Annotated in this window: 16 protein-coding genes and 1 tRNA gene; 8 read left to right on the top strand and 9 right to left on the bottom strand. The window is 44.7% G+C overall.

Annotated elements, in window-relative coordinates:
- The first annotated feature begins 148 nt into the window (after nucleotides 1-148).
- Nucleotides 149-1444 (top strand): reverse transcriptase domain-containing protein, encoded by a 1296-nt coding sequence (locus tag AB5443_RS17170; protein WP_368113835.1) that lies wholly within the window; start codon nucleotides 149-151, stop codon nucleotides 1442-1444.
- Between the two features lies 1 nt (nucleotide 1445).
- Nucleotides 1446-1940, top strand: a complete 495-nt coding sequence (locus AB5443_RS17165) for a hypothetical protein (protein WP_347077358.1) — start codon at nucleotides 1446-1448, stop codon at nucleotides 1938-1940.
- A gap of 40 nt (nucleotides 1941-1980) precedes the next feature.
- Here the strand turns inward: AB5443_RS17165 and AB5443_RS17160 are convergent, their stop codons facing one another.
- The 4 genes from AB5443_RS17160 to AB5443_RS17145 form a co-directional block, all read right to left on the bottom strand.
- Nucleotides 1981-3147, bottom strand: a complete 1167-nt coding sequence (locus AB5443_RS17160; RefSeq protein ID WP_117720571.1) for a site-specific integrase — start codon at nucleotides 3145-3147, stop codon at nucleotides 1981-1983.
- 130 nt (nucleotides 3148-3277) lie between these two features.
- Nucleotides 3278-3350: transfer RNA gene (locus AB5443_RS17155), tRNA-Trp, on the bottom strand.
- Nucleotides 3351-3415: 65 nt separating this feature from the next.
- A complete protein-coding gene (locus tag AB5443_RS17150) occupies nucleotides 3416-3769 on the bottom strand; it encodes an arsenate reductase family protein (RefSeq protein WP_022138774.1) in 354 nt (117 codons plus the stop codon).
- Nucleotides 3770-3813: 44 nt separating this feature from the next.
- Nucleotides 3814-4392 carry a uracil-DNA glycosylase family protein gene (locus tag AB5443_RS17145; RefSeq protein ID WP_195408325.1) on the bottom strand — a complete coding sequence of 193 codons (579 nt, stop codon included), beginning with the start codon at nucleotides 4390-4392 and terminating at the stop codon, nucleotides 3814-3816.
- 108 nt (nucleotides 4393-4500) lie between these two features.
- Between AB5443_RS17145 and AB5443_RS17140 the strand changes: the two genes are divergently transcribed.
- Together AB5443_RS17140 and AB5443_RS17135 are read left to right on the top strand one after the other, a co-directional pair.
- Nucleotides 4501-7629, top strand: a complete 3129-nt coding sequence (locus tag AB5443_RS17140; RefSeq protein WP_277132333.1) for a TonB-dependent receptor — start codon at nucleotides 4501-4503, stop codon at nucleotides 7627-7629.
- Between the two features lie 15 nt (nucleotides 7630-7644).
- A complete protein-coding gene (locus tag AB5443_RS17135) occupies nucleotides 7645-9240 on the top strand; it encodes a SusD/RagB family nutrient-binding outer membrane lipoprotein (protein WP_368113836.1) in 1596 nt (531 codons plus the stop codon).
- 126 nt (nucleotides 9241-9366) lie between these two features.
- Here AB5443_RS17135 and AB5443_RS17130 read toward each other — a convergent pair whose 3' ends face one another.
- The 4 genes from AB5443_RS17130 to AB5443_RS17115 form a co-directional block, all read right to left on the bottom strand.
- Complete coding sequence (locus AB5443_RS17130; protein ID WP_368113838.1) at nucleotides 9367-11502, bottom strand: KamA family radical SAM protein; 2136 nt, start codon at nucleotides 11500-11502, stop codon at nucleotides 9367-9369.
- A 356-nt stretch (nucleotides 11503-11858) separates the two neighbouring features.
- The gene (locus AB5443_RS17125) at nucleotides 11859-12491 is read right to left on the bottom strand and encodes a hypothetical protein (protein ID WP_044653515.1); all 633 of its coding nucleotides are present in this window, start codon (nucleotides 12489-12491) and stop codon (nucleotides 11859-11861) included.
- A 112-nt stretch (nucleotides 12492-12603) separates the two neighbouring features.
- The gene (locus tag AB5443_RS17120) at nucleotides 12604-13992 is read right to left on the bottom strand and encodes an alanine/glycine:cation symporter family protein (RefSeq protein WP_368113839.1); all 1389 of its coding nucleotides are present in this window, start codon (nucleotides 13990-13992) and stop codon (nucleotides 12604-12606) included.
- Between the two features lie 33 nt (nucleotides 13993-14025).
- Entirely contained in the window at nucleotides 14026-14673 is a 648-nt protein-coding gene (locus AB5443_RS17115) for a helix-turn-helix domain-containing protein (protein ID WP_303003500.1), read from the bottom strand.
- Nucleotides 14674-14820: 147 nt separating this feature from the next.
- Between AB5443_RS17115 and AB5443_RS17110 the strand changes: the two genes are divergently transcribed.
- The 3 genes from AB5443_RS17110 to AB5443_RS17100 all read left to right on the top strand — a co-directional run bounded on the left by AB5443_RS17110 (nucleotide 14821) and on the right by AB5443_RS17100 (nucleotide 17402).
- Entirely contained in the window at nucleotides 14821-14997 is a 177-nt protein-coding gene (locus tag AB5443_RS17110) for a histone H1 (RefSeq protein ID WP_008760134.1), read from the top strand.
- A 366-nt stretch (nucleotides 14998-15363) separates the two neighbouring features.
- Nucleotides 15364-16632 (top strand): putative DNA modification/repair radical SAM protein, encoded by a 1269-nt coding sequence (locus AB5443_RS17105; protein ID WP_368113841.1) that lies wholly within the window; start codon nucleotides 15364-15366, stop codon nucleotides 16630-16632.
- Nucleotides 16629-17402 (top strand): TIGR03915 family putative DNA repair protein, encoded by a 774-nt coding sequence (locus tag AB5443_RS17100; RefSeq protein ID WP_368113843.1) that lies wholly within the window; start codon nucleotides 16629-16631, stop codon nucleotides 17400-17402. The genes AB5443_RS17105 and AB5443_RS17100 overlap by 4 nt, the downstream gene beginning before the upstream one ends.
- Nucleotides 17403-17428: 26 nt before the next feature.
- Here the strand turns inward: AB5443_RS17100 and AB5443_RS17095 are convergent, their stop codons facing one another.
- Nucleotides 17429-18097, bottom strand: a complete 669-nt coding sequence (locus tag AB5443_RS17095) for an MgtC/SapB family protein (protein ID WP_044653477.1) — start codon at nucleotides 18095-18097, stop codon at nucleotides 17429-17431.
- 176 nt (nucleotides 18098-18273) lie between these two features.
- Here AB5443_RS17095 and AB5443_RS17090 point away from each other — a divergent pair, with 176 nt between their 5' ends.
- Nucleotides 18274-18639 carry a DUF2809 domain-containing protein gene (locus AB5443_RS17090; RefSeq protein WP_044653478.1) on the top strand — a complete coding sequence of 122 codons (366 nt, stop codon included), beginning with the start codon at nucleotides 18274-18276 and terminating at the stop codon, nucleotides 18637-18639.
- Nucleotides 18640-18645 lie beyond the last annotated feature (6 nt).

Genomic DNA, 18645 nt, shown 5'->3' with positions numbered 1-18645 from the left:
CCCGGCGTGGAGCCAAGAGGAATGAGCCTCGCCAACAGCAGCCGTTTACGACTGGAAAGGGGAAAAATAAAGCGCAGGGCAATGGGGTTTGGTAGGAACTTTTTTCGAAGAAGCCCGGCCCGGGGAATTGAAGGCTAATTTAATTATCATGTGGAGAGAAGATAATATTATAGAAGAGATTGTCGAGGACTCCAATATAGAGGACGCCATAAAAACGGTATTGCGCAAAAGAAGACGAAAGCGCAGCTTTGCCGGGCGTAGAATACTGGCGGATGTCCCGAAGGCAGTAGAGAGGATCAGGCAGCGGATAAAGAGTGGACGGTTCAAGCTCGGAGGATATCGGGAAATGACCGTAGACGACGGGCCGAAAGTAAGGATCGTACAATCGGTTTCCCTGGAAGACAGGATCGTTCTTAACGCCGTTATGAATGTGGTGGACCGGCATTTGAAAGTACGTTTTATCCGGACTACTTCCGCATCCATTAAAAACAGGGGAACGCATGACCTTTTACAGTATATCGTTAAAGATATAAAGGATGATCCCGAAGGAACCCTGTTCGGGTACCAGTTCGATATAACGAAATTCTATGAAAGTGTAGACCAGGACGTTTTGCTGGATGCAGTGAAAAAGATGTTCAAGGATAAAATATTGATCGGAATCCTGGAAGAGTGCATTCGTATGATGCCTAAAGGCGTGAGTATTGGGCTAAGATCATCACAGGGGCTTTGTAATTTGCTTCTATCCATTTACCTAGATCACCGGTTAAAGGATCAGGAGGCGGTAGCACACTATTACCGGTATTGTGACGACGGTCTGGTGCTTTCCGGTAGTAAGAAATATCTTTGGAAGGTTAGGGATATCATTCACGAACAGGCCGGCAAGGCCCGCCTGGAGATTAAAAGTAATGATACCGTTTTCCCGATCACCGAAGGTATCGACTTTCTGGGATATGTAACCCGCCCGGATCATGTGCGGTTAAGGAAACGTAACAAACAAAAGTTCGCCCGCAAGATGCACAAGGTTAGAAGCAGAAAACGCAGGCAGGAGCTGACCGCCTCATTTTACGGGCTTACAAAACATGCTGATTGCAAGAACTTATTTTATAAACTAACAGGAAAGAAAATGAAAAAATTAAAGGATTTGGGCTACAAGTATAAGCCTAAAGACGGACGGAAAAGATTTACCGGAGCAAGGATTAAGTCGCCGGAGCTGATGAACAAGGATGTGATCGTACTTGATTATGAAAAGGACGTTCAGACGAAAAACGGACCCCGGACTGTTATAAAGCTGGAACTCGACGGCAAGGAGAGAAAGTATTTTACCAGTCTGGAAGAAACCCTTTTTATTTGTGAATCAGCGGAAAGGGACGGGGAACTGCCTTTTGAAGCGCATTGCGAAGGTGAAATAAGCGAAAAAGGATTGATAATTATACACTTTACTTGAAATGATACGGATTTATGCAGACAGCAAGGCGGAACCGGTAAGATGTACCAACCGCCGCCGGGGAATCTGGCGTATTACGTGGGATTACCAGGAAACAGAGACACCCGAAGGAGTGCAACGTAGTTACATGGAAGAAACGTTCGATCATCTACCCGCACTGGCAGAAATCAAGGCGGTTATTAATGAATGGTATAACCGGCAGATAACCGACACGATCGAGAGCGGGTACGTATGGAACGGCCTGAAAGTCTGGCTTTCCATGGAGAACCAGATAAATTATAAGACGGCGTACGATCTTGCCTTGCAGACAGGCGGGGAAAACCTTCCTATTACTTTCAAGCTCGGGGAAGAAGACAATCCGACGTTTTACGAGTTTGCAAGTATGCAGCAACTACAAGAGTTTTACACCGGTGCCGTGAAACATATACAGGAGACACAAAAGGAAGGCTGGGAACTTAAAAAGGCGATAGACTGGAGTGTTTATACGTTGGAGTAGAAAAGCGAAAGGGGGAAGCGGGAAACACGTTTCCCCTGATTTAAAAAAGTCCTTCAAAATGTTTTGTCTCTTCATGTACTGGCAACGCTTCTCCTTTCAGATATTTGTTTGTGGTAGAAATATCCGAATGTCTTGCTTGATCGCGTGCAATAACAATCCCGGCTGAATTTGCCAAATCGCGAATACCGGTATCTTTTAGGGAATAAAACTGGTAGGAATCAGGGAATTTAAGTAATGTACGTACTTTATTGAAATAAGTCCTGTAAGTGCGTGGTGTCGATTTCTCTTTTGAGGGTTTAAAATCTTTCCCGAATAAGTAACAATCATTGCTATAATTGAATATTTTAAGTTCGAGCATAGATTTTATTAAGATATCGTTTAATCCTACCATACCGTCTTTGCGGTTTTTGGATATACTTGAAGGAATAAATACTTTTTGATCCTTAATATAGATATCGGATAATTGAATATTTGACAACTCATCTGGACGAATAAGGGTATAATATGCAAACTGGCAAAGTAGGAGAAAGTACGGATTATTTTTTTCTAAATATTTTCTAAGCTTCTGTAGATCACTGGCGGACAATGCGTCCCGTTTCTTTTTGTCTTCTGATAATGATTTGATATTCTCTACGGGGTTTTTGTCTATATACTGTTTTTCTAATAACCAGCTGCCAAAAGATGATAACCAGGTACGATAATTATTCCTTGTGCGAGCTGATGAATCACGATCAATAAGAATATAATCTAAGAAATCACTTGCATAAGTCTTATCAAACTGATAAATATATATTATAGGATTGAAACGCTTTCTGTTGTATTCTGATAATACCCTAATTCTTTTTTTATAGTCTGCAAAGGTACTTTCTTTAAACACTTTGGACTTATGGAATTTAATTAGATATTTATTGTATAATTCCACAATATCATCGAACAATGTATATTGGCGGGAATTTGAAGTATCTGCCCATGGATTCCAACCGGATAGGAGTTGCCGGCTTATATTTGCAATTAATTCTGTAGCCCTCTTTTTCCGGACACTAATTTTATCTATGCTATCCAGCATGTATTTTTTTCGTTTCATTTTTTGTTCCAAAGGATCGTAAGCTTTGAAATCAATATACCAATTTTTCCCGGTGTGAAGTTTGGGCAAAGTGTAGGGTATTATACTATTTAATGAGGCACCCCGTCTTTTAGTTGAACACATTTTTTTCTACGTTTTTGTAAACAGAAACGTAGTACAATTAAACATTCATATTAAATAAAGTGTCCGGTACTTGTCCGACCTATAAACGGAAAATAGCCGTAAGTTTATGACTTACAGCTATTTGACCTTGCACGGGAGGAGAGGCTCGAACTCCCGACACCCGGTTTTGGAGACCGGTGCTCTACCAACTGAGCTACTCCCGTGTTTGCGGCTGCAAAGGTAGTATAAACTTTTGAACTACCAAAAAAACGGGTAAATAACTTTTGAATTATTTTAATTTCTCCCACTCATCGGGTTTAAAACCGACCAGGACAAAGCTGTCCGTCACTACCAATGGGCGTTTCACCAATTTACCGTTCGTAGCCAATAGTGCTATTTGTTCTTCTTCACTCATGCCTGGCAGCTTCTCGCTCAGTTTCAGCTCTTTATAAACTAATCCGCTAGTGTTGAAGAATTTCTTTATAGGCAGACCGCTGCGGGGAATCCATGCTTTTAGCTCTTCCACCGTAGGATTTTCTTCTACAATTAACCGATTTGTATACTCAATGTTGTTTTCTGTTAACCACTTCCTGGCTTTCTGGCAGGTACTGCATGCCGGGTACTGCAAAAATAAAGGTGTCATACTCTTTTTTTCTAATTTATTGTTTAATACTTGTCACTTTATACTTATGATAGTAGCTGCAAATCCTGATACATAATCCGGTAAGCAGCCGCTTTCTTGTCCAATGCCAACGGGTAGGCCCGCGAGGAAGAAGGCATACGGTATAATCTCATAGCCCGTCCTTCAAAGACAAACTCTGCATAATCACCGACTTTCGGTTCTTCCACGTCAAACTGTTGCCGAAGCGTATCCGTAGCTTTCTGCCCTGTGGTGACGATTGCTTTGCATTCGGGAAGCCGGCGAAGCAATGCCGCCACGTCAGTAGCTTCCACTACTTCGAGAAACTTGTCCGAAGCATTGTCCTGCAATCTGCGGATGGAAGAAGCCGTATCGAACAGCGCAATCCCTTTTTCGTTCAGAAAGTCTATGATTCGTTCGCGAACGAACGCTTTTCGTGTCTTGTCCAGAAAATAATCTTTATCATTGAAGAATAAAACGCCGAAAATGCGCCACATGTCATTGTTCAGGTTCGGATAATAAAAATCCATTGACCATCGTTTTTTCTGTGGCGGAAAACTCCCCAGCATAAGCAGTTTTGTTTTCGCGGGGAGAAACGGTTCTAACGGATGTTTTTCGATTTCCATTTTTATGCGTTATTTAATTTCTTGCAAAAATAATGATTCTATTTATTTCCCTCAAAATCAATGCGGAAAAATGCTATATTTAAAATAATTAGTTATTTTTGCAGCATAATGAATGCATGGTCTAACGTAATATCATTGAGAGTAAGAGTAGTTGTTAGTTGCTGTTTAATAAGCCTGTTCTTTTTCCTGAGTGAAAAATGTTATGCTTCAGAGCAACAAGTGTTAAAACAAACAGTAGAAACCCCTGCTGATAAAACGACAGTAAGGGGGCGTGTTGTCGATACCAAAGGTGAACCGCTTATCGGTGCAACTGTACGTGAGAAAGGCGGAGCCAACGGAACTGTGACCGATGTTGACGGAAATTTCTTCTTGTCCGTGCCGGACAGCGCTGTTTTACAAATATCCTTTATTGGCTATGAGACAACAGAAGTCAAGGTGGCAGGCAGAATCATGCTTGAAATCACCCTTCAGGAGAGTGCCATAGAGCTTGACCATGTCATTGTGACCGCCTTGGGACTTGAAAAGGATGAGGCTACACTGGCTTATTCCGCCCAGAAAATAAAAGGAGAAGAACTCAGCCGCGTAAAAGAAATAAATATGATTACCGCCCTTGCCGGAAAAGCTGCCGGGGTGCAAGTCAATAAGAACTCATCCGGTATGGGTGGCTCGGCAAAAATCAGTCTTCGTGGTATCCGTTCGGCTTTCGGAGATAACCAGCCGCTGTATGTAATAGACGGAGTACCGATGTCCAATACTTCTTCGGAACAATCTTATTCGGCTATCGGCGGAACAGCCAATGCCGGAAACAGGGATGGGGGAGACGGCATCTCGAACCTGAACCCGGAAGATGTGGAAAGTATCAGTATACTGAAGGGTGCTCCCGCCGCTGCTCTATACGGAAGTATGGCAGCCAATGGCGTAATTCTTATTACTACCAAGAAAGGAAATTCTACCGGACAGAGAAATATTCATTTTTCCACCGGATTAACTTTTGATAAAGCGTTCAGCTTGCCTGAAATGCAAAATCATTATGGAGTAAGTGACGCGGTAGACAGTTGGGGGGAGAAGGGGTACTTGCCGACGAATAATACTCTGAAAGATTTCTTCCGTACGGGACTGACATCCATCACTTCCGTATCCGTAAGCTACGGAAATGAAAGCCTGCAAACTTACTTCTCTTATGCCAATACAACCGGAAAAGGGATTATTGACAAGAATAAACTGAGAAAACACAATATCAATTTGCGTGAAACGGCTACCATGTTCAACAAACGTCTGAAACTGGACGGTAACGTTAATGTCATGAAGCAAACAGTGGAGAACAAGCCTGTTTCAGGTGGTTTCTATATGAATCCGTTGGTAGGACTTTACCGCTTTCCCCGGGGAGAGGATTTATCTTATTATAAAGATAACTTTGAAACCTATGATGCCGAAAGAAAACTGGGCGTACAAAACTGGCATACGTTTACCGAGGACTTCGAGCAGAATCCCTATTGGATTGTGAACCGCATACAAAGTAAGGAAACACGTACGCGCGTTATCCTTGCACTCTCGGCAAGTTTCAAGGTGAATAACTGGTTGACGATTCAGGCTCGTGGCAATATGGATTATTGGAGCGATAAGTTACGTCAGCAATTCTATGCTTCCACTGCTACCGCTTTGTGCGGAGCAAACGGGCGGTATATTGAAATGGATTATCAGGAGACGCAGATGTATGGTGACATCATGGCTATGTTCAAGAAAACCTGGGGCGATTTTACGCTGGATGCGGCTATCGGCGGCAGTATCAATGATAGAGTTACAAACTCTACCCGCTACGACTCGAAGAATGCTTCTTTGCATTTTGCCAATGTGTTTAATATCGCCAATATTGTGATGAATAGTTCTGCCAGTATCGACCAGAAAATAGATGCGCATCGTCAGTTGCAATCACTCTTTGGTACGGCGCAGATTGGCTATAAGGAAAAAATATTCCTTGACTTGACAGCCCGCAATGACTGGGCGTCCACCCTCTCTCATACAACGCATGAAAAATCGGGCTTTGCTTACCCTTCTGCCGGTATTTCCATATTGCTCGATAAATGGGTGAAGATGCCCGAATGGGTTTCTTTTGCAAAGCTGCGTGGTGCTTACAGTAAGGTAGGTAACGATATTCCACCGCATATAACCAATCCCTCTTCACATATCAATGCCGGCGGAGAGATGCAGGCGAATGATGCGGCTCCTTTTAGAGAAATGGAACCGGAAATGACTCATGCCATCGAATTTGGAACGGAATGGCGATTTTTTCAGCATCGCTTGGGAGTTAACCTGACTTATTATCGTACCAATACTTATAATCAGTTTTTCAAACTTCCCGCACTTGCAGGAGATGTATTTGCTTTCCGATATGTAAATGCCGGAAATATTCAGAACCGAGGATGGGAAGTGATACTGAACGCGACTCCGGTATTGAACTCTGATTTTAGTTGGAAAACCTCTCTGAACTTCTCTTCCAACAAGAATAAAATTGTGAAATTGCATGATGATCTGAAAGAGATGGTGTATGGGCCTACTAGTTTCTCTTCCAGCTATGCAATGAAACTTATAAAAGGCGGTTCTATCGGCGATATTTATGGTAAAGCCTTTGTGCGTGACGACAAAGGAAATATTGTCTACGAAACAGAAGGCGATAATAAAGGACTTCCGTCAGTGGAAGGAGACGGAAATACGATAAAAGTAGGAAATGCCAATCCTGTCTTTATGATGGGATGGAACCATACCTTCTCTTACAAAGGTTTCAGCCTTTACTTCTTGCTTGACTGGCGTTATGGCGGTGAAGTGCTGTCGCAGACACAAGCGGAAATGGATCTTTACGGAGTTTCGGAGGTAACAGCAGATGCACGGGATAGGGGATATGTCATACTCGAAGGGCAGAAGATAAACAATGTAAAAGGATTCTACAAGACAGTGGGCGGACGTGCCGGAGTGACGGAGTACTATATGTATGATGCCACCAACCTGCGATTGCGCGAGGTGTCGTTAAGCTATAATCTCCCCAAGCAATGGTTGCAGAAAACGAAAGTTCTGAAAGATGTGCAGCTTGCGTTTGTAGCCCGCAATCTTTGTTTCTTGTATAAGAAAGCTCCTTTTGACCCTGATTTAGTACTTTCTACAGGAAATGACAACCAGGGTATCGAAGTATTCGGAATGCCCACTACCCGGAGTTTGGGCTTCTCGGTGAAATGTGAATTTTAAAAGTAGGAGAGAGGAATGAAGAAGAAATATATACATCTATATCTGATAGGTTTACTACTGCTTTCCGTCGCATGTACCGGAAACTTCCGTGACTATAATACCGACTTGTCCGGCATCACGGACGACGACCTGATTATTGATGACAACGGCTATGGAATCCGCATAGGGATTATCCAACAAGGCATTTACTTTAATTACGACTTCGGAAAAGGAAAGAACTGGCCTTTCCAGTTGATACAGAATCTGAATGCGGATATGTTCAGCGGATATATGCATGATGCCAAACCACTGAACGGCGGTTCGCACAACTCTGACTATAATATGCAGGACGGTTGGAACAGTGCCATGTGGACACATATGTATTCGTATATCTTTCCTCAAATATACCAATCGGAGAATGCCACCCGTAACATGCAACCGGCTCTGTTCGCTATCACCAAAATACTAAAGGTAGAAGCCATGCATCGGGTAACGGATTATTACGGCCCTATCATTTACAAAAACTTCGCCAACGCAGCCGAACATTATCGTCCCGACACCCAAAAGGATGTCTATTATGAATTCTTCAACGAACTCGACTCTGCCGTGGTCGCCCTTACCGGCTATATAGAGGAAAATCCAGATGCCAACGGCTTCGCCCGTTTCGATATATTGCTGGATGGCAAATATTCCTCCTGGATGAAGTTCGCCAATTCCCTACGTCTGCGACTTGCCATGCGTCTTGCATCTGTTGCTCCTGGCAAGGCACAGACTGAAATTGCGAAAATAAAGGAAAACGACTACGGTTTCTTCGAAATGGCAGCTGAGGGAGCGTCAGTCTCCACCCAATCGGGATATACCAACCCATTGGGAGAACTCAACCTCGTTTGGAAAGAAACCTATATGAGTGCCCCTATGGAATCCATCCTTACCGGCTATAATGACCCTCGTCTTAAGGCCTACTTCGCACCTTGTACGGACGCAGAACTCAATAAAGGATATCGTGGCATCCGTCAGGGAACCTGCTTTGCCCACAATCATTATGCCGGACTGTCAAAACTCTCTGTCACCCAATCTACCAATGCCCCTCTGATGACCGCTTCGGAAATCTGGTTCCTGCGTGCTGAAGCCGCTTTACGTGGATGGACAGACGAAGATGAAGAAATCTGCTATCGGAACGGAGTGATTACCTCTTTCCAACAATGGGGAGTCTATGGTGTAGAAGACTACCTGCAAAGCGAACTGACCGCTTCGGACTTTATCGACACCTACGACGAAGAAAACAACATCGAAGCCCGCTGCAAAGTCTCACCCAAATGGAACTGGCAGGACGATAAGGAAACGAAACTCGAAAAGATAATCACTCAAAAATGGATTGCCATGTTTCCCGAAGGCTGTGAAGCCTGGGCTGAACAAAGGCGGACAGGCTATCCCCGCTTGTTCCCCGTGCGCTTCAATCACAGCAAAAACGGATGCATAGATACGGAAATCATGGTACGCCGTCTCAACTTCCCCGGCACCCTGCAAACGGAAGACCCGGAACAATATCTTGCCCTCGTTGAAGCTCTGAACGGAGAAGACCACGGCGGCACACGTCTTTGGTGGGATACAGGAAATAATAACCTGGAATAAAAAATCTATGGACGTATTACAACAAGCCCCCAGAGCGATTCGAAGCATATTCTCTTCGGGAATCACCACCGGCGGGCTAACTGCAATTATAGCAAATATAGTAATACGTGTAAAAGAAGAAAAGGATTAGTCCTCAATACTTAAATTACTCATTTTATCAGTAATATGGAAGAGGAAATCAGGATACTCGTAAAGACTGAAGCGAGGTTCGGTTTCCCCTTTCGTATAGCTCCATATGGAAGCATAATCTTCCGGGTCTTCCCCCATTCGCGCCAACTGGCGCAGATAAGCCGCCAACGACTTATTCTCCACAATATAAATCTGTCCCATCTGATTGATAATCGGACTATGATGGCGCGTACCATCATGCTCAAAACGCAGAATACGTTTCCCTTCTTCCGTCAGCCCCACCAACTGGAAAGTCATACTCTTACCGATAGCCGGTAAATTCAATACGCTACGATCCGTAGCCAGGAAAGGTAAATGATGCTTTCTCATAAAGCGTCTCAACTGTTTGGCAACATCCTCTTTGGTCTCCTCTTCCGTTCCCACCTTCGTCTCCAGAATCCGATACAACTCTTCCGCTTGCTCCGAAGTCATCCGTCCATATATCTTTTCTTCCTGCTGTTCCTGCATTGAACGGCTGTTCGGCGCAAATACCGCATAATTCTCATTGAATCCCTTCACGGAAAAAGTATAATAACACATCACCCCCAAAGAATTGAGCACCTGCCGAAGCCGTGTAGTATGTCCTCGTCGCGAAGCCGCCACCGTATATACCAACTGATTCGTAATAATCCATCCCGCAGAAAGAATCTTCCGGATCGCCTCTTTAGCTTCCGGTGTCACCTCCAGTGGCGTCTGAAAATGCGTCTGGATAATAAACTGCTTCACCCCGACAGCCGAAGCCTTTTCCTTAAACTCCCGCAAAAGTTCCACCAGTCCGTCATTGATGCGCATCGGTAAATAAGCCAACAACCGTGACCCTAACCGTACCCGTTGCAGCTCCGCATATTTCTCACCTTCCGGCCGTTCAAGATTCGCTTTCTGCTTCCGCGCAGCCATCCGGTACACCGCATCCAAAATATGCTGAAGCGTCTTATTCTGACTCATCAACGCATCCCCACCGGTAATAAGAATATCCCGCAACTGCGTATCCTCTTCAAAGTATGTCATCAACCGCCGCAACTTGCGTTCCCACGATTCCTTCGGCCGTAAAGACTCAAACTCAAAATTCAACCGTTCACTCTGAAAATCATACATTCGCTGACAAGAAGCACAAAGTCCGCCACAAGCCCTTCCCATCGTATCAGGAATAAGAATAGCCACTTCCGGATACCTCCGGTGAATATTATGCCCGTCCGGCAACAACCACCCCGCCGCATTCGGCTTTCCGGACTCTACAATATCTTCCTTCTCCCACGCATGAATATTCCCATACGTCTCCACCAACCGCGGCGAATAAAGAATATAACTCCGAATCGCCTCGTCATTATACCCATACCCCGTAACATTCAGCAACGACAAATAATAAGGAGTCGCAAAAAACGGCATCCCCTTCTTCCGCGCCCGATAAAGCAAATACATAGTCTCCGATGAAAGCGAATTCCCCAGGAACCGGTTCAACTCCCCCGGACTCTTCACCGCCATCGCCAAGTGAAAGCGGAAATCATTCCACCACTCACTCACCAACCGGTACTTCTCCTCATAACTCATCCCGTCCTCAAAGTGAAAACGCACCGAAGGCTTCGACTTCCTGTTTTCAATCTTCTGAATCAGCAAATGCAGCATCCGTTCCTTATTCTCGTCCCGCACCTCGCGTACCTCTTCATCCAACCCCGTTTCCCATCGGTCATTCCGGCTCTTGATACGCTGAGCCGACGGCAAAGGCACTACATCTCCCTTTAACCGCCTGAACATCTGAAAAATCTCAATAAACAAATCCGTCGGCATCTCCATATTCTCCAACGTTCCCATCAGAAACTCATAAAGCAACCGAATCGTCCGTACCGGCATATCCTGCCCCGTAGACAGTTCATGCACATCCACCCCATCATACTGAAGTAAAAGTCGAATTTGCTCCCTCGCCTCCTCCGCAGCCCCATCCTTCATACCACAAGACTCCAGAAATCTCAACAACCCAGCCTTAAAGTCCTCAACAGTAGTACTTCTTTCAGCTATCTCCACCAACTCCGGTATCTCCTGATTATAAATTTGTTTCAACTGTGAAAAAGTAAGCGTAAGCATTTTCTTTTGTTTCATAAGCAATCTATCCTTTTTATTATTGTTGTTTATTATAAAGTATAAGTCTAAAAACATGAGTAGCCCCCACACCCCGCATGGTTCCCCCGGCCTCGTCTGAACGGCGTCAAGCGTAGGTCTTATTCCCGGCGTCAAGAAGGGCAGACTGTTTGAGCGAAGCGAGTTTCTGCCCTTTAGCCGGGGATGAGACCGAAGTAGCCGGGCAGACGCAGCCTTGATTTTTTCTTTTTGGTACTTTTTCTTTTGTATCAAGACAAAAGAAAAAAGTACATAAAGATAACAAAAAAAGCGGAAGTACAAAACCCCCGCTTTTTCTATCATGTCAATCTTTACGATTTTCTAACATTTAAAGCAACTTATTTTTTCGTTTCCGTGTCATCGTTCTTCCGTTTCGGCTCTTTCTTGGCCAGCAGAACGATATTATACACATAATCCGTCATCCACTGTTCCGAATATCCCAAACGCTCCTTGTACTGACGTACGGCCGTCGCCGTCTTATGCACGTCGTCCGCTTTCCACACCGTCTTGGTGCAAACATCATGTACCGTCTTCTGCGTCATGCCGTAAAGAGCCTTCTTGAAGATAGACGGCATACGGAACTTCCATTGCATCAGATTCCCCATCAACATCATCAAGTCATTAGAGAATCCCTGATACATAAACAAATACGACTGAATATCATTCTGTGTACGGCAATTGCGTTTCACCGAAGTATCTATCTCTTTAAAGAAACTCTCCTTCAACCCATAATCCTGCATCAACATCTTGCGGGAAGCTGCCTTCTCCGCCAGCCCCAACTTGCCATTCTGCGTAGGCACTTTAAACAAACGTTTAAAATTAGCCACGTCCGGCAAGAAGCGGATATTTGTAATACCAAGATTAGTGGCGATAACTGACTGGAAATAAACCCGTGTCAGAGATATGAAATCTTCTACATTGCCGACTTTCGTTTCATCGGATTTCTTCTTGAATAAACCAAATAAGCCCATTGTTATATTTACAATTTTATTATTTACAATTTACTATTTGAACGTGTGGTAGTCATACTGCATTCCAACCACCTGACACTTTGCGCGCAAAGGTACAAAAAACAGTTGGGTTTCACCAACATTCCAAGTCCTTTTCGATGTCCGGCATTGTCTCTTTTTTGAAAACAGGACTCTGAATCCCCGCTTTCTTCTGCGCCCGGTAATCATTGAGCAACCGGATTGCATACTTCCCGAGGAAAAGAATAGCCACCAAGTTACAGATAGCCATCAACGCCATTGTGACATCTGCCAGACTCCATACCATATCCAGCGTAGCCAGTGAGCCGAAAAGCACCATCCCGCCGACTAAAATCCTGTACGCATGAAGCACCCACTTCCTTTGAGTAATAAAACGTATATTAGCCTCACCATAATAATAATTTCCCAAAATACTGCTGAAAGCAAAGAAGAAAAGAGCCACAGCCACAAAGATACTACCCGACGCCCCGATTTCATTCGTCAACGCCTGTTGAGTAAGCTGCACCCCGTTTGCCGAACCATCCAACGGCGCCCCGCTGAACAAAATAATAAAAGCCGTACATGTACAAATCAATAACGTATCCGTAAAAACAGCCAAAGTCTGTATCAACCCCTGCTTTACCGGATGGCTGACATGAGCCGTAGCCGCCGCATTCGGAGCCGAACCCATACCCGCCTCATTGCTGAACAGACCCCGCTTGATCCCCTGCATCAGCGCCATGCCGACTCCGCCCGCCAACGCCTGTTCCCATCCGAAAGCATGACTGACAATAAGCGCGATAACATCCGGTAAATGCCTGATATTAAGAACCACAATCACCAGCGCCAAACCAATATACCCCAACGCCATCACTGGCACAATCACACTACTGACACGGGCAATCCGATGAATACCGCCGAAAATGATAACCAACGTCAGGATCGTCAGCACCCCACCCAATATGGCATGATTGACACCGAACGCATGTTCCGCGGCAGCACAAATCGTATTACTCTGCACAGAATTGAACGCAAACCCGAAAGTAACACTAATCAACACAGCGAAAAGCATCCCCATCCACGGCTGTTTCAACCCCTTCTTCATATAATAAGCAGGTCCTCCGATGAAAGAATCCTTCCCCCGTATCTTATACAACTGTCCGAGCGTAGATTCAATAAAAGCACTCGAAGCCCCCAGCAAAGCAATCACCCACATCCAAAAGATAGCCCCCGGACCACCGATAGCGATAGCCGTAGCCACTCCCGCAAGATTTCCCGTCCCTACACGACTGGCGATAGAGATGGCAAATGCCTGGAAAGACGACACATGTTTCTCCGCGTGTTTCCCTTTTCCGGCAGATTCGCTGAGCAATACAATCATTTCGCGAATCATGCGGAACTGCACGAAGCGTGTCCGTATGCTGAACCAAACGGCACATCCTAAAAGCATGATGATTAGGATATACGTCCAAAGAATATCATTTATTTCATTGATAAAAGTCATAGTTAAGTATTAAGTATCCAATATTGTTTGTGGTCATTCGCTTTTCATCCGGAAGTAAAATTTATGATTTTCGAATACAGGCTCCACAATATCATAACGAACAAATTTGGCAAGCAGATGTTCAGCAGCCCGGCGTGAAACTCCTGTCTGACGGCAATAGCGGTTGAGCGAAAGTAATGCTCCCCGTTCCAGTTGTTCCAGTAAAAGCTGTTCGCGCTCAGTGTAGCGGATAAGTTCTCCACGCGGGCTGTCGCTTTGTTGCCATACACGGAGATGTATAGGAGTTGCCAATATATTTTCATCCTTGATGCGGAGATAGGCGAGCGGTTTGCCCGTTTCGTCTTTGGCATATACCGGTTTGTGGGGAGTTTCTTCGATGGTAGCCACTAAGACCTGTCTTCCTTCCACTATATATGTTTTCAGGGTGTATTCCACTTCCGGCACACAATAAAGTTGTGCGGCAGCTTCAATCATATACTTCTCCTCTTCGGAGCGTACCCCTGCGATTTTCCCATTGTCTTTTACACCAATAAGTAACCGTCCTCCGTCGGTGTTGGCAAAAGCAGAGAGAGTCTTGGCTATTTTGCGTGCGTCGGAAATTTCGAACTTAAAATCCTGTTGTTGATGCTCACCTTCAGCAATCAGTGCATGTATATAATCGGTATCTGTAAGCGGTTTCATGACTGCAAAGGTAGATAAAAAAGGTGAAAACCCCTTTTTTTGCATAATTTTCGGGGAATAATTCAAAAAAAATATTGTTTTTATGCGTTTATTTCAGGAAACAGTGTATTTTTGCGGCACATTATTAACGAAAAAAATAAAAGGATTATGAAAGAATTGGTAGAAAAAGTAGCAGCTCTTTATGCTGACTTCTCAAAAGATGCTAACGCTCAGATTGAAAACGGTAACAAAGCAGCAGGAACTCGTGCTCGTAAGGCTTCTTTGGAAATCGAAAAAGCAATGAAAGAATTCCGTAAAGCATCTTTGGAAGCTTCTAAGAACTAATAGTTAGAAGACTACTAAGATATTAGAAAAAAGAGGAGGGTCTGTCGTAAGCGACAGACCCTCTTACTTTTTTCTATTTGGCTGAAAACTCATTTTGGTAGGTTTATGAGCTGAATGCTTATGCTCAATAGTGATTGAGTATATGATTAATAATAAAGCAGGAAATAACATACTGCAAGAATTAGTTGTACGACACCCGGGTCTCATACAACTTGTTTATATAGCACAAATATTTCTTGAATATATATCGTTTCATTCATTTCTGTTGCGGTTTCTAGTGAATAAAGAACTTTATGGAATCATTGAAAATGAATACTAGAATCAAATTTAATCGTATATTTGCGCAGGTAATCAGAACGGGAATTTATGAATGAAAATGTCTTGGCTAAACTGAAGATACTTGCGGAATCCGCGAAGTACGATGTTTCCTGCTCTTCCAGCGGCACAGTGCGCTCCAACAAACCGGGGACATTGGGCAATACTGTGGGAGGATGGGGGATATGCCATAGTTTTGCCGAAGACGGGCGGTGCATATCACTGCTGAAAATCATGCTTACCAATTACTGCATCTACGATTGCGCCTACTGCATCAACCGGCGTAGTAACGACCTTCCGCGTGCCACCTTCTCCGTATCCGAACTGGTGGAGCTGACGGTGGAATTCTATCGTCGCAACTATATAGAAGGTCTGTTTCTCAGTTCCGGCGTTGTCCGCAACCCCGACTATACGATGGAACGCCTTGTGCGTGTTGCCAAAGACCTGCGACTGGTGCATCGCTTCAACGGATATATCCATCTGAAAAGCATCCCCGGCGCCAGCCGTGAACTGGTGAACGAAGCCGGACTGTATGCCGACCGTCTCAGCGTCAATGTCGAAATTCCCAAAGAAGAAAACTTGAAACTGCTTGCACCGGAAAAAGACCATAAAAGCGTCTTTGCCCCGATGAAATATATCCAGCAAGGCGTATTGGAGAGCAAGGAAGAACGGCAGAAATTCCGCCATGCCCCGCGCTTCGCACCTGCCGGACAGAGTACGCAAGTCATCGTCGGTGCCACTTCCGAGTCCGATAAAGACATCCTTTTTCTCTCGTCGGCACTCTACAACCGTCCCACGATGAAACGTGTCTATTACTCCGGATATGTCTCCGTAAATACCTACGACAAGCGTCTGCCCGCATTGAAACAGCCGCCGTTAGTACGTGAAAACCGGCTTTACCAAGCCGACTGGCTGCTGCGTTTCTACCAGTTCAAAGTAGATGAAATAGTGGACGACTCCTATCCAGACCTCGACCTCGAAATAGACCCGAAACTCTCGTGGGCTTTGCGCCATCCCGAACATTTCCCTGTTGACATCAATAAGGCGGATTACGAAATGCTTCTCCGTGTGCCGGGCATCGGCGTGAAATCGGCGAAACTGATCGTCGCTTCCCGACGTTTCTCCCGACTGGGCTTTTACGAATTGAAAAAGATAGGAGTAGTGATGAAGAAAGCGCAATATTTCATCACCTGCAAAGAACTTCCCCTGCAAATGCAGACCGTGAACGAGCTTTCACCGCAACGGGTACGCACCCTGCTGCTGCCGAAACCTAAAAAGAAAGTGGACGAACGCCAGTTGATACTTGACTTTGGAGAATGAACATCTACATCTACGATAAAACCTTTGACGGTCTGCTGACTGCTGTCTTTGACGCCTATTTCCGCAAGACCTTTCCCGACGAACTCTTGTCGGAAGGAGATGCTTTGCCCTTATTCTATGACGAGTTGCATACGGTAGTCACCGACGAAGAGAAAGCCGCCCGTGTATGGCGTGGATTGCAGAAGAAAGTTTCGTCTTCGGCATTAGGGTGCCTTACTCAAAGTTGGTTGTCGGAACTGCCGGAAGTGGGAATGCTTATTTTCCGTTATATCCGCAAGGCGATTGATTCTCCCCGTTCCATTGAAACCAATTTTGCTGACCCGGATGTACTGAAACTAGCACAAATCTGGAAAAAGGTGGATGGCGAACGCGTACACCTGATGCAGTTCGTCCGTTTTCAGAAAGCGGCGGACGGGACGTTCTTCGCTGCTTTCGAACCGCAATTTAACGCATTGCCGCTTACCATTCATCACTTTAAAGACCGCTTTGCCGACCAAAAGTGGATTATCTATGATATGAAACGCCGCTACGGCTTTTATTACGACTTGCAGGATGTGACAACGATTTCTTTCGATGATGACAGCCGCGAATCCCATCTGATTACGGGAATGCTTGACGAAAGTCTCATGGATAAAGACGAGAAACTCTTCCAGCAGCTTTGGAAAACATATTTCAAGGCGATTTGTATAAAAGAACGCATGAATCCGAGGAAACACAGGCAGGATATGCCTGTGCGCTATTGGAAATATTTGACGGAGAAGCAACGATAACCCGATAGTGGGGGAAGAGGAGGTAGTTACTCGATTCGCTGCACCGTTACGTCCGGAAATTCCTGTATCAGGGAAAGCAGATGCCCTTCATCATTGTTCCGCTTGGACTTGATAACCATTGTCACTTGATAAAACTCCGATTCGCCCGGATGCAATGTTTCCATTTCGTAGGAGACTATCAGGTAGTCCTTGGAGTTGAATCTGTCCGCTATCTGTTTCAGCGTGTCTCTATTGGCGGTAGAGAAAGAAACCAGTGAACTTTTCATGCCGATACTTTTGAAAAGGTAGCTAAGCAGTTCCAGTCCGACAAGAGTCAGCACCATGGCGGCAATACCGATAGTGTACATTCCTGCGCCGACTGCCAGTCCGATGCCTGCCGTTGCCCAAATGCCGGCGGCGGTGGTCAGCCCGCGGACGATTTGTTTCTGAAAGATAATGGTTCCTGCACCGATAAATCCGATGCCGCTGACAACTTGCGCCGCTACACGACTGGGGTCGAGCGTCACGCTGCTTTCTTTGATAATCTCTTGAAATCCGTATTGGGAAACAATCATAATGAGGGCACTGCCTAGCGAAACGAGGAAATGAGTGCGGTATCCGGCTTCTTTGGCACGGTATTCACGGTCTAGTCCGATAATGGCTCCAAGTATTCCGGCAACTAGCAAGCGTAATACAAAATCCATATTCAACATCATACGTTCAGTCTCCTTTCTGTTTTTAATTGTTTGCGGAAAAAAATACTTAGACTTATAAATATACAATTATTTCTTCTTTTTGTGTCATTAATTTAATAATATTTGAACGTATCCGTTGCATTTTATCGTATATTCGCACACCAAAATGAATGTTTAACTCCGTGATTGAGCGAATGATGAAGAAAAGAATATTTTATATAATCAGTTTTTTGGTTATCTTTTGTATCGAGGTGCTGATAGCTTTGTATGTCCGTGATAATTTCGTGCGTCCTTATGTCGGTGATGTACTGGTTGTTGTTCTGGTGTATAGTTTTGTGAGGATATTTCTTCCGACAGGGATTCCCCGGATGCCGTTTTATGTCTTCCTTTTTGCTTGTTTTGTGGAAGTGCTCCAGTACTTTCAGTTGGTGGAGACATTGGGAATTACGAATCGTGTAGCCCGAGTTGTTTTAGGCTCTACGTTCGATTGGGCGGATATTGCCTGCTATGCGGTGGGATGTGTGCTTATTATTTTATTTGAACGATTGTTTCAACGGAAATAACAAAAA

Source organism: Bacteroides sp. RTP21281st1_H5_RTP21281_210402, from assembly GCF_040918965.1.
Taxonomy (GTDB): Bacteria; Bacteroidota; Bacteroidia; order Bacteroidales; family Bacteroidaceae; genus Bacteroides; species Bacteroides congonensis.
Note: the sequence above shows the minus strand (reverse complement) of the source record. Positions and strands in the feature narration are given on the sequence as shown.

Excerpts from the sequence above, each read along its gene's own strand:
- AB5443_RS17170 (WP_368113835.1), top strand. The coding sequence starts at position 149 with ATGTGGAGAGAAGATAATATTATAGAAGAGATTGTCGAGGACTCCAAT.
- AB5443_RS17165 (WP_347077358.1), top strand. The coding sequence starts at position 1,446 with ATGATACGGATTTATGCAGACAGCAAGGCGGAACCGGTAAGATGTACC.
- AB5443_RS17160 (WP_117720571.1), bottom strand. The coding sequence starts at position 3,147 with ATGTGTTCAACTAAAAGACGGGGTGCCTCATTAAATAGTATAATACCC.
- AB5443_RS17150 (WP_022138774.1), bottom strand. The coding sequence starts at position 3,769 with ATGACACCTTTATTTTTGCAGTACCCGGCATGCAGTACCTGCCAGAAA.
- AB5443_RS17145 (WP_195408325.1), bottom strand. The coding sequence starts at position 4,392 with ATGGAAATCGAAAAACATCCGTTAGAACCGTTTCTCCCCGCGAAAACA.
- AB5443_RS17140 (WP_277132333.1), top strand. The coding sequence starts at position 4,501 with ATGAATGCATGGTCTAACGTAATATCATTGAGAGTAAGAGTAGTTGTT.
- AB5443_RS17135 (WP_368113836.1), top strand. The coding sequence starts at position 7,645 with ATGAAGAAGAAATATATACATCTATATCTGATAGGTTTACTACTGCTT.
- AB5443_RS17130 (WP_368113838.1), bottom strand. The coding sequence starts at position 11,502 with ATGAAACAAAAGAAAATGCTTACGCTTACTTTTTCACAGTTGAAACAA.
- AB5443_RS17125 (WP_044653515.1), bottom strand. The coding sequence starts at position 12,491 with ATGGGCTTATTTGGTTTATTCAAGAAGAAATCCGATGAAACGAAAGTC.
- AB5443_RS17120 (WP_368113839.1), bottom strand. The coding sequence starts at position 13,992 with ATGACTTTTATCAATGAAATAAATGATATTCTTTGGACGTATATCCTA.
- AB5443_RS17115 (WP_303003500.1), bottom strand. The coding sequence starts at position 14,673 with ATGAAACCGCTTACAGATACCGATTATATACATGCACTGATTGCTGAA.
- AB5443_RS17110 (WP_008760134.1), top strand. The coding sequence starts at position 14,821 with ATGAAAGAATTGGTAGAAAAAGTAGCAGCTCTTTATGCTGACTTCTCA.
- AB5443_RS17105 (WP_368113841.1), top strand. The coding sequence starts at position 15,364 with ATGAATGAAAATGTCTTGGCTAAACTGAAGATACTTGCGGAATCCGCG.
- AB5443_RS17100 (WP_368113843.1), top strand. The coding sequence starts at position 16,629 with ATGAACATCTACATCTACGATAAAACCTTTGACGGTCTGCTGACTGCT.
- AB5443_RS17095 (WP_044653477.1), bottom strand. The coding sequence starts at position 18,097 with ATGATGTTGAATATGGATTTTGTATTACGCTTGCTAGTTGCCGGAATA.
- AB5443_RS17090 (WP_044653478.1), top strand. The coding sequence starts at position 18,274 with ATGAAGAAAAGAATATTTTATATAATCAGTTTTTTGGTTATCTTTTGT.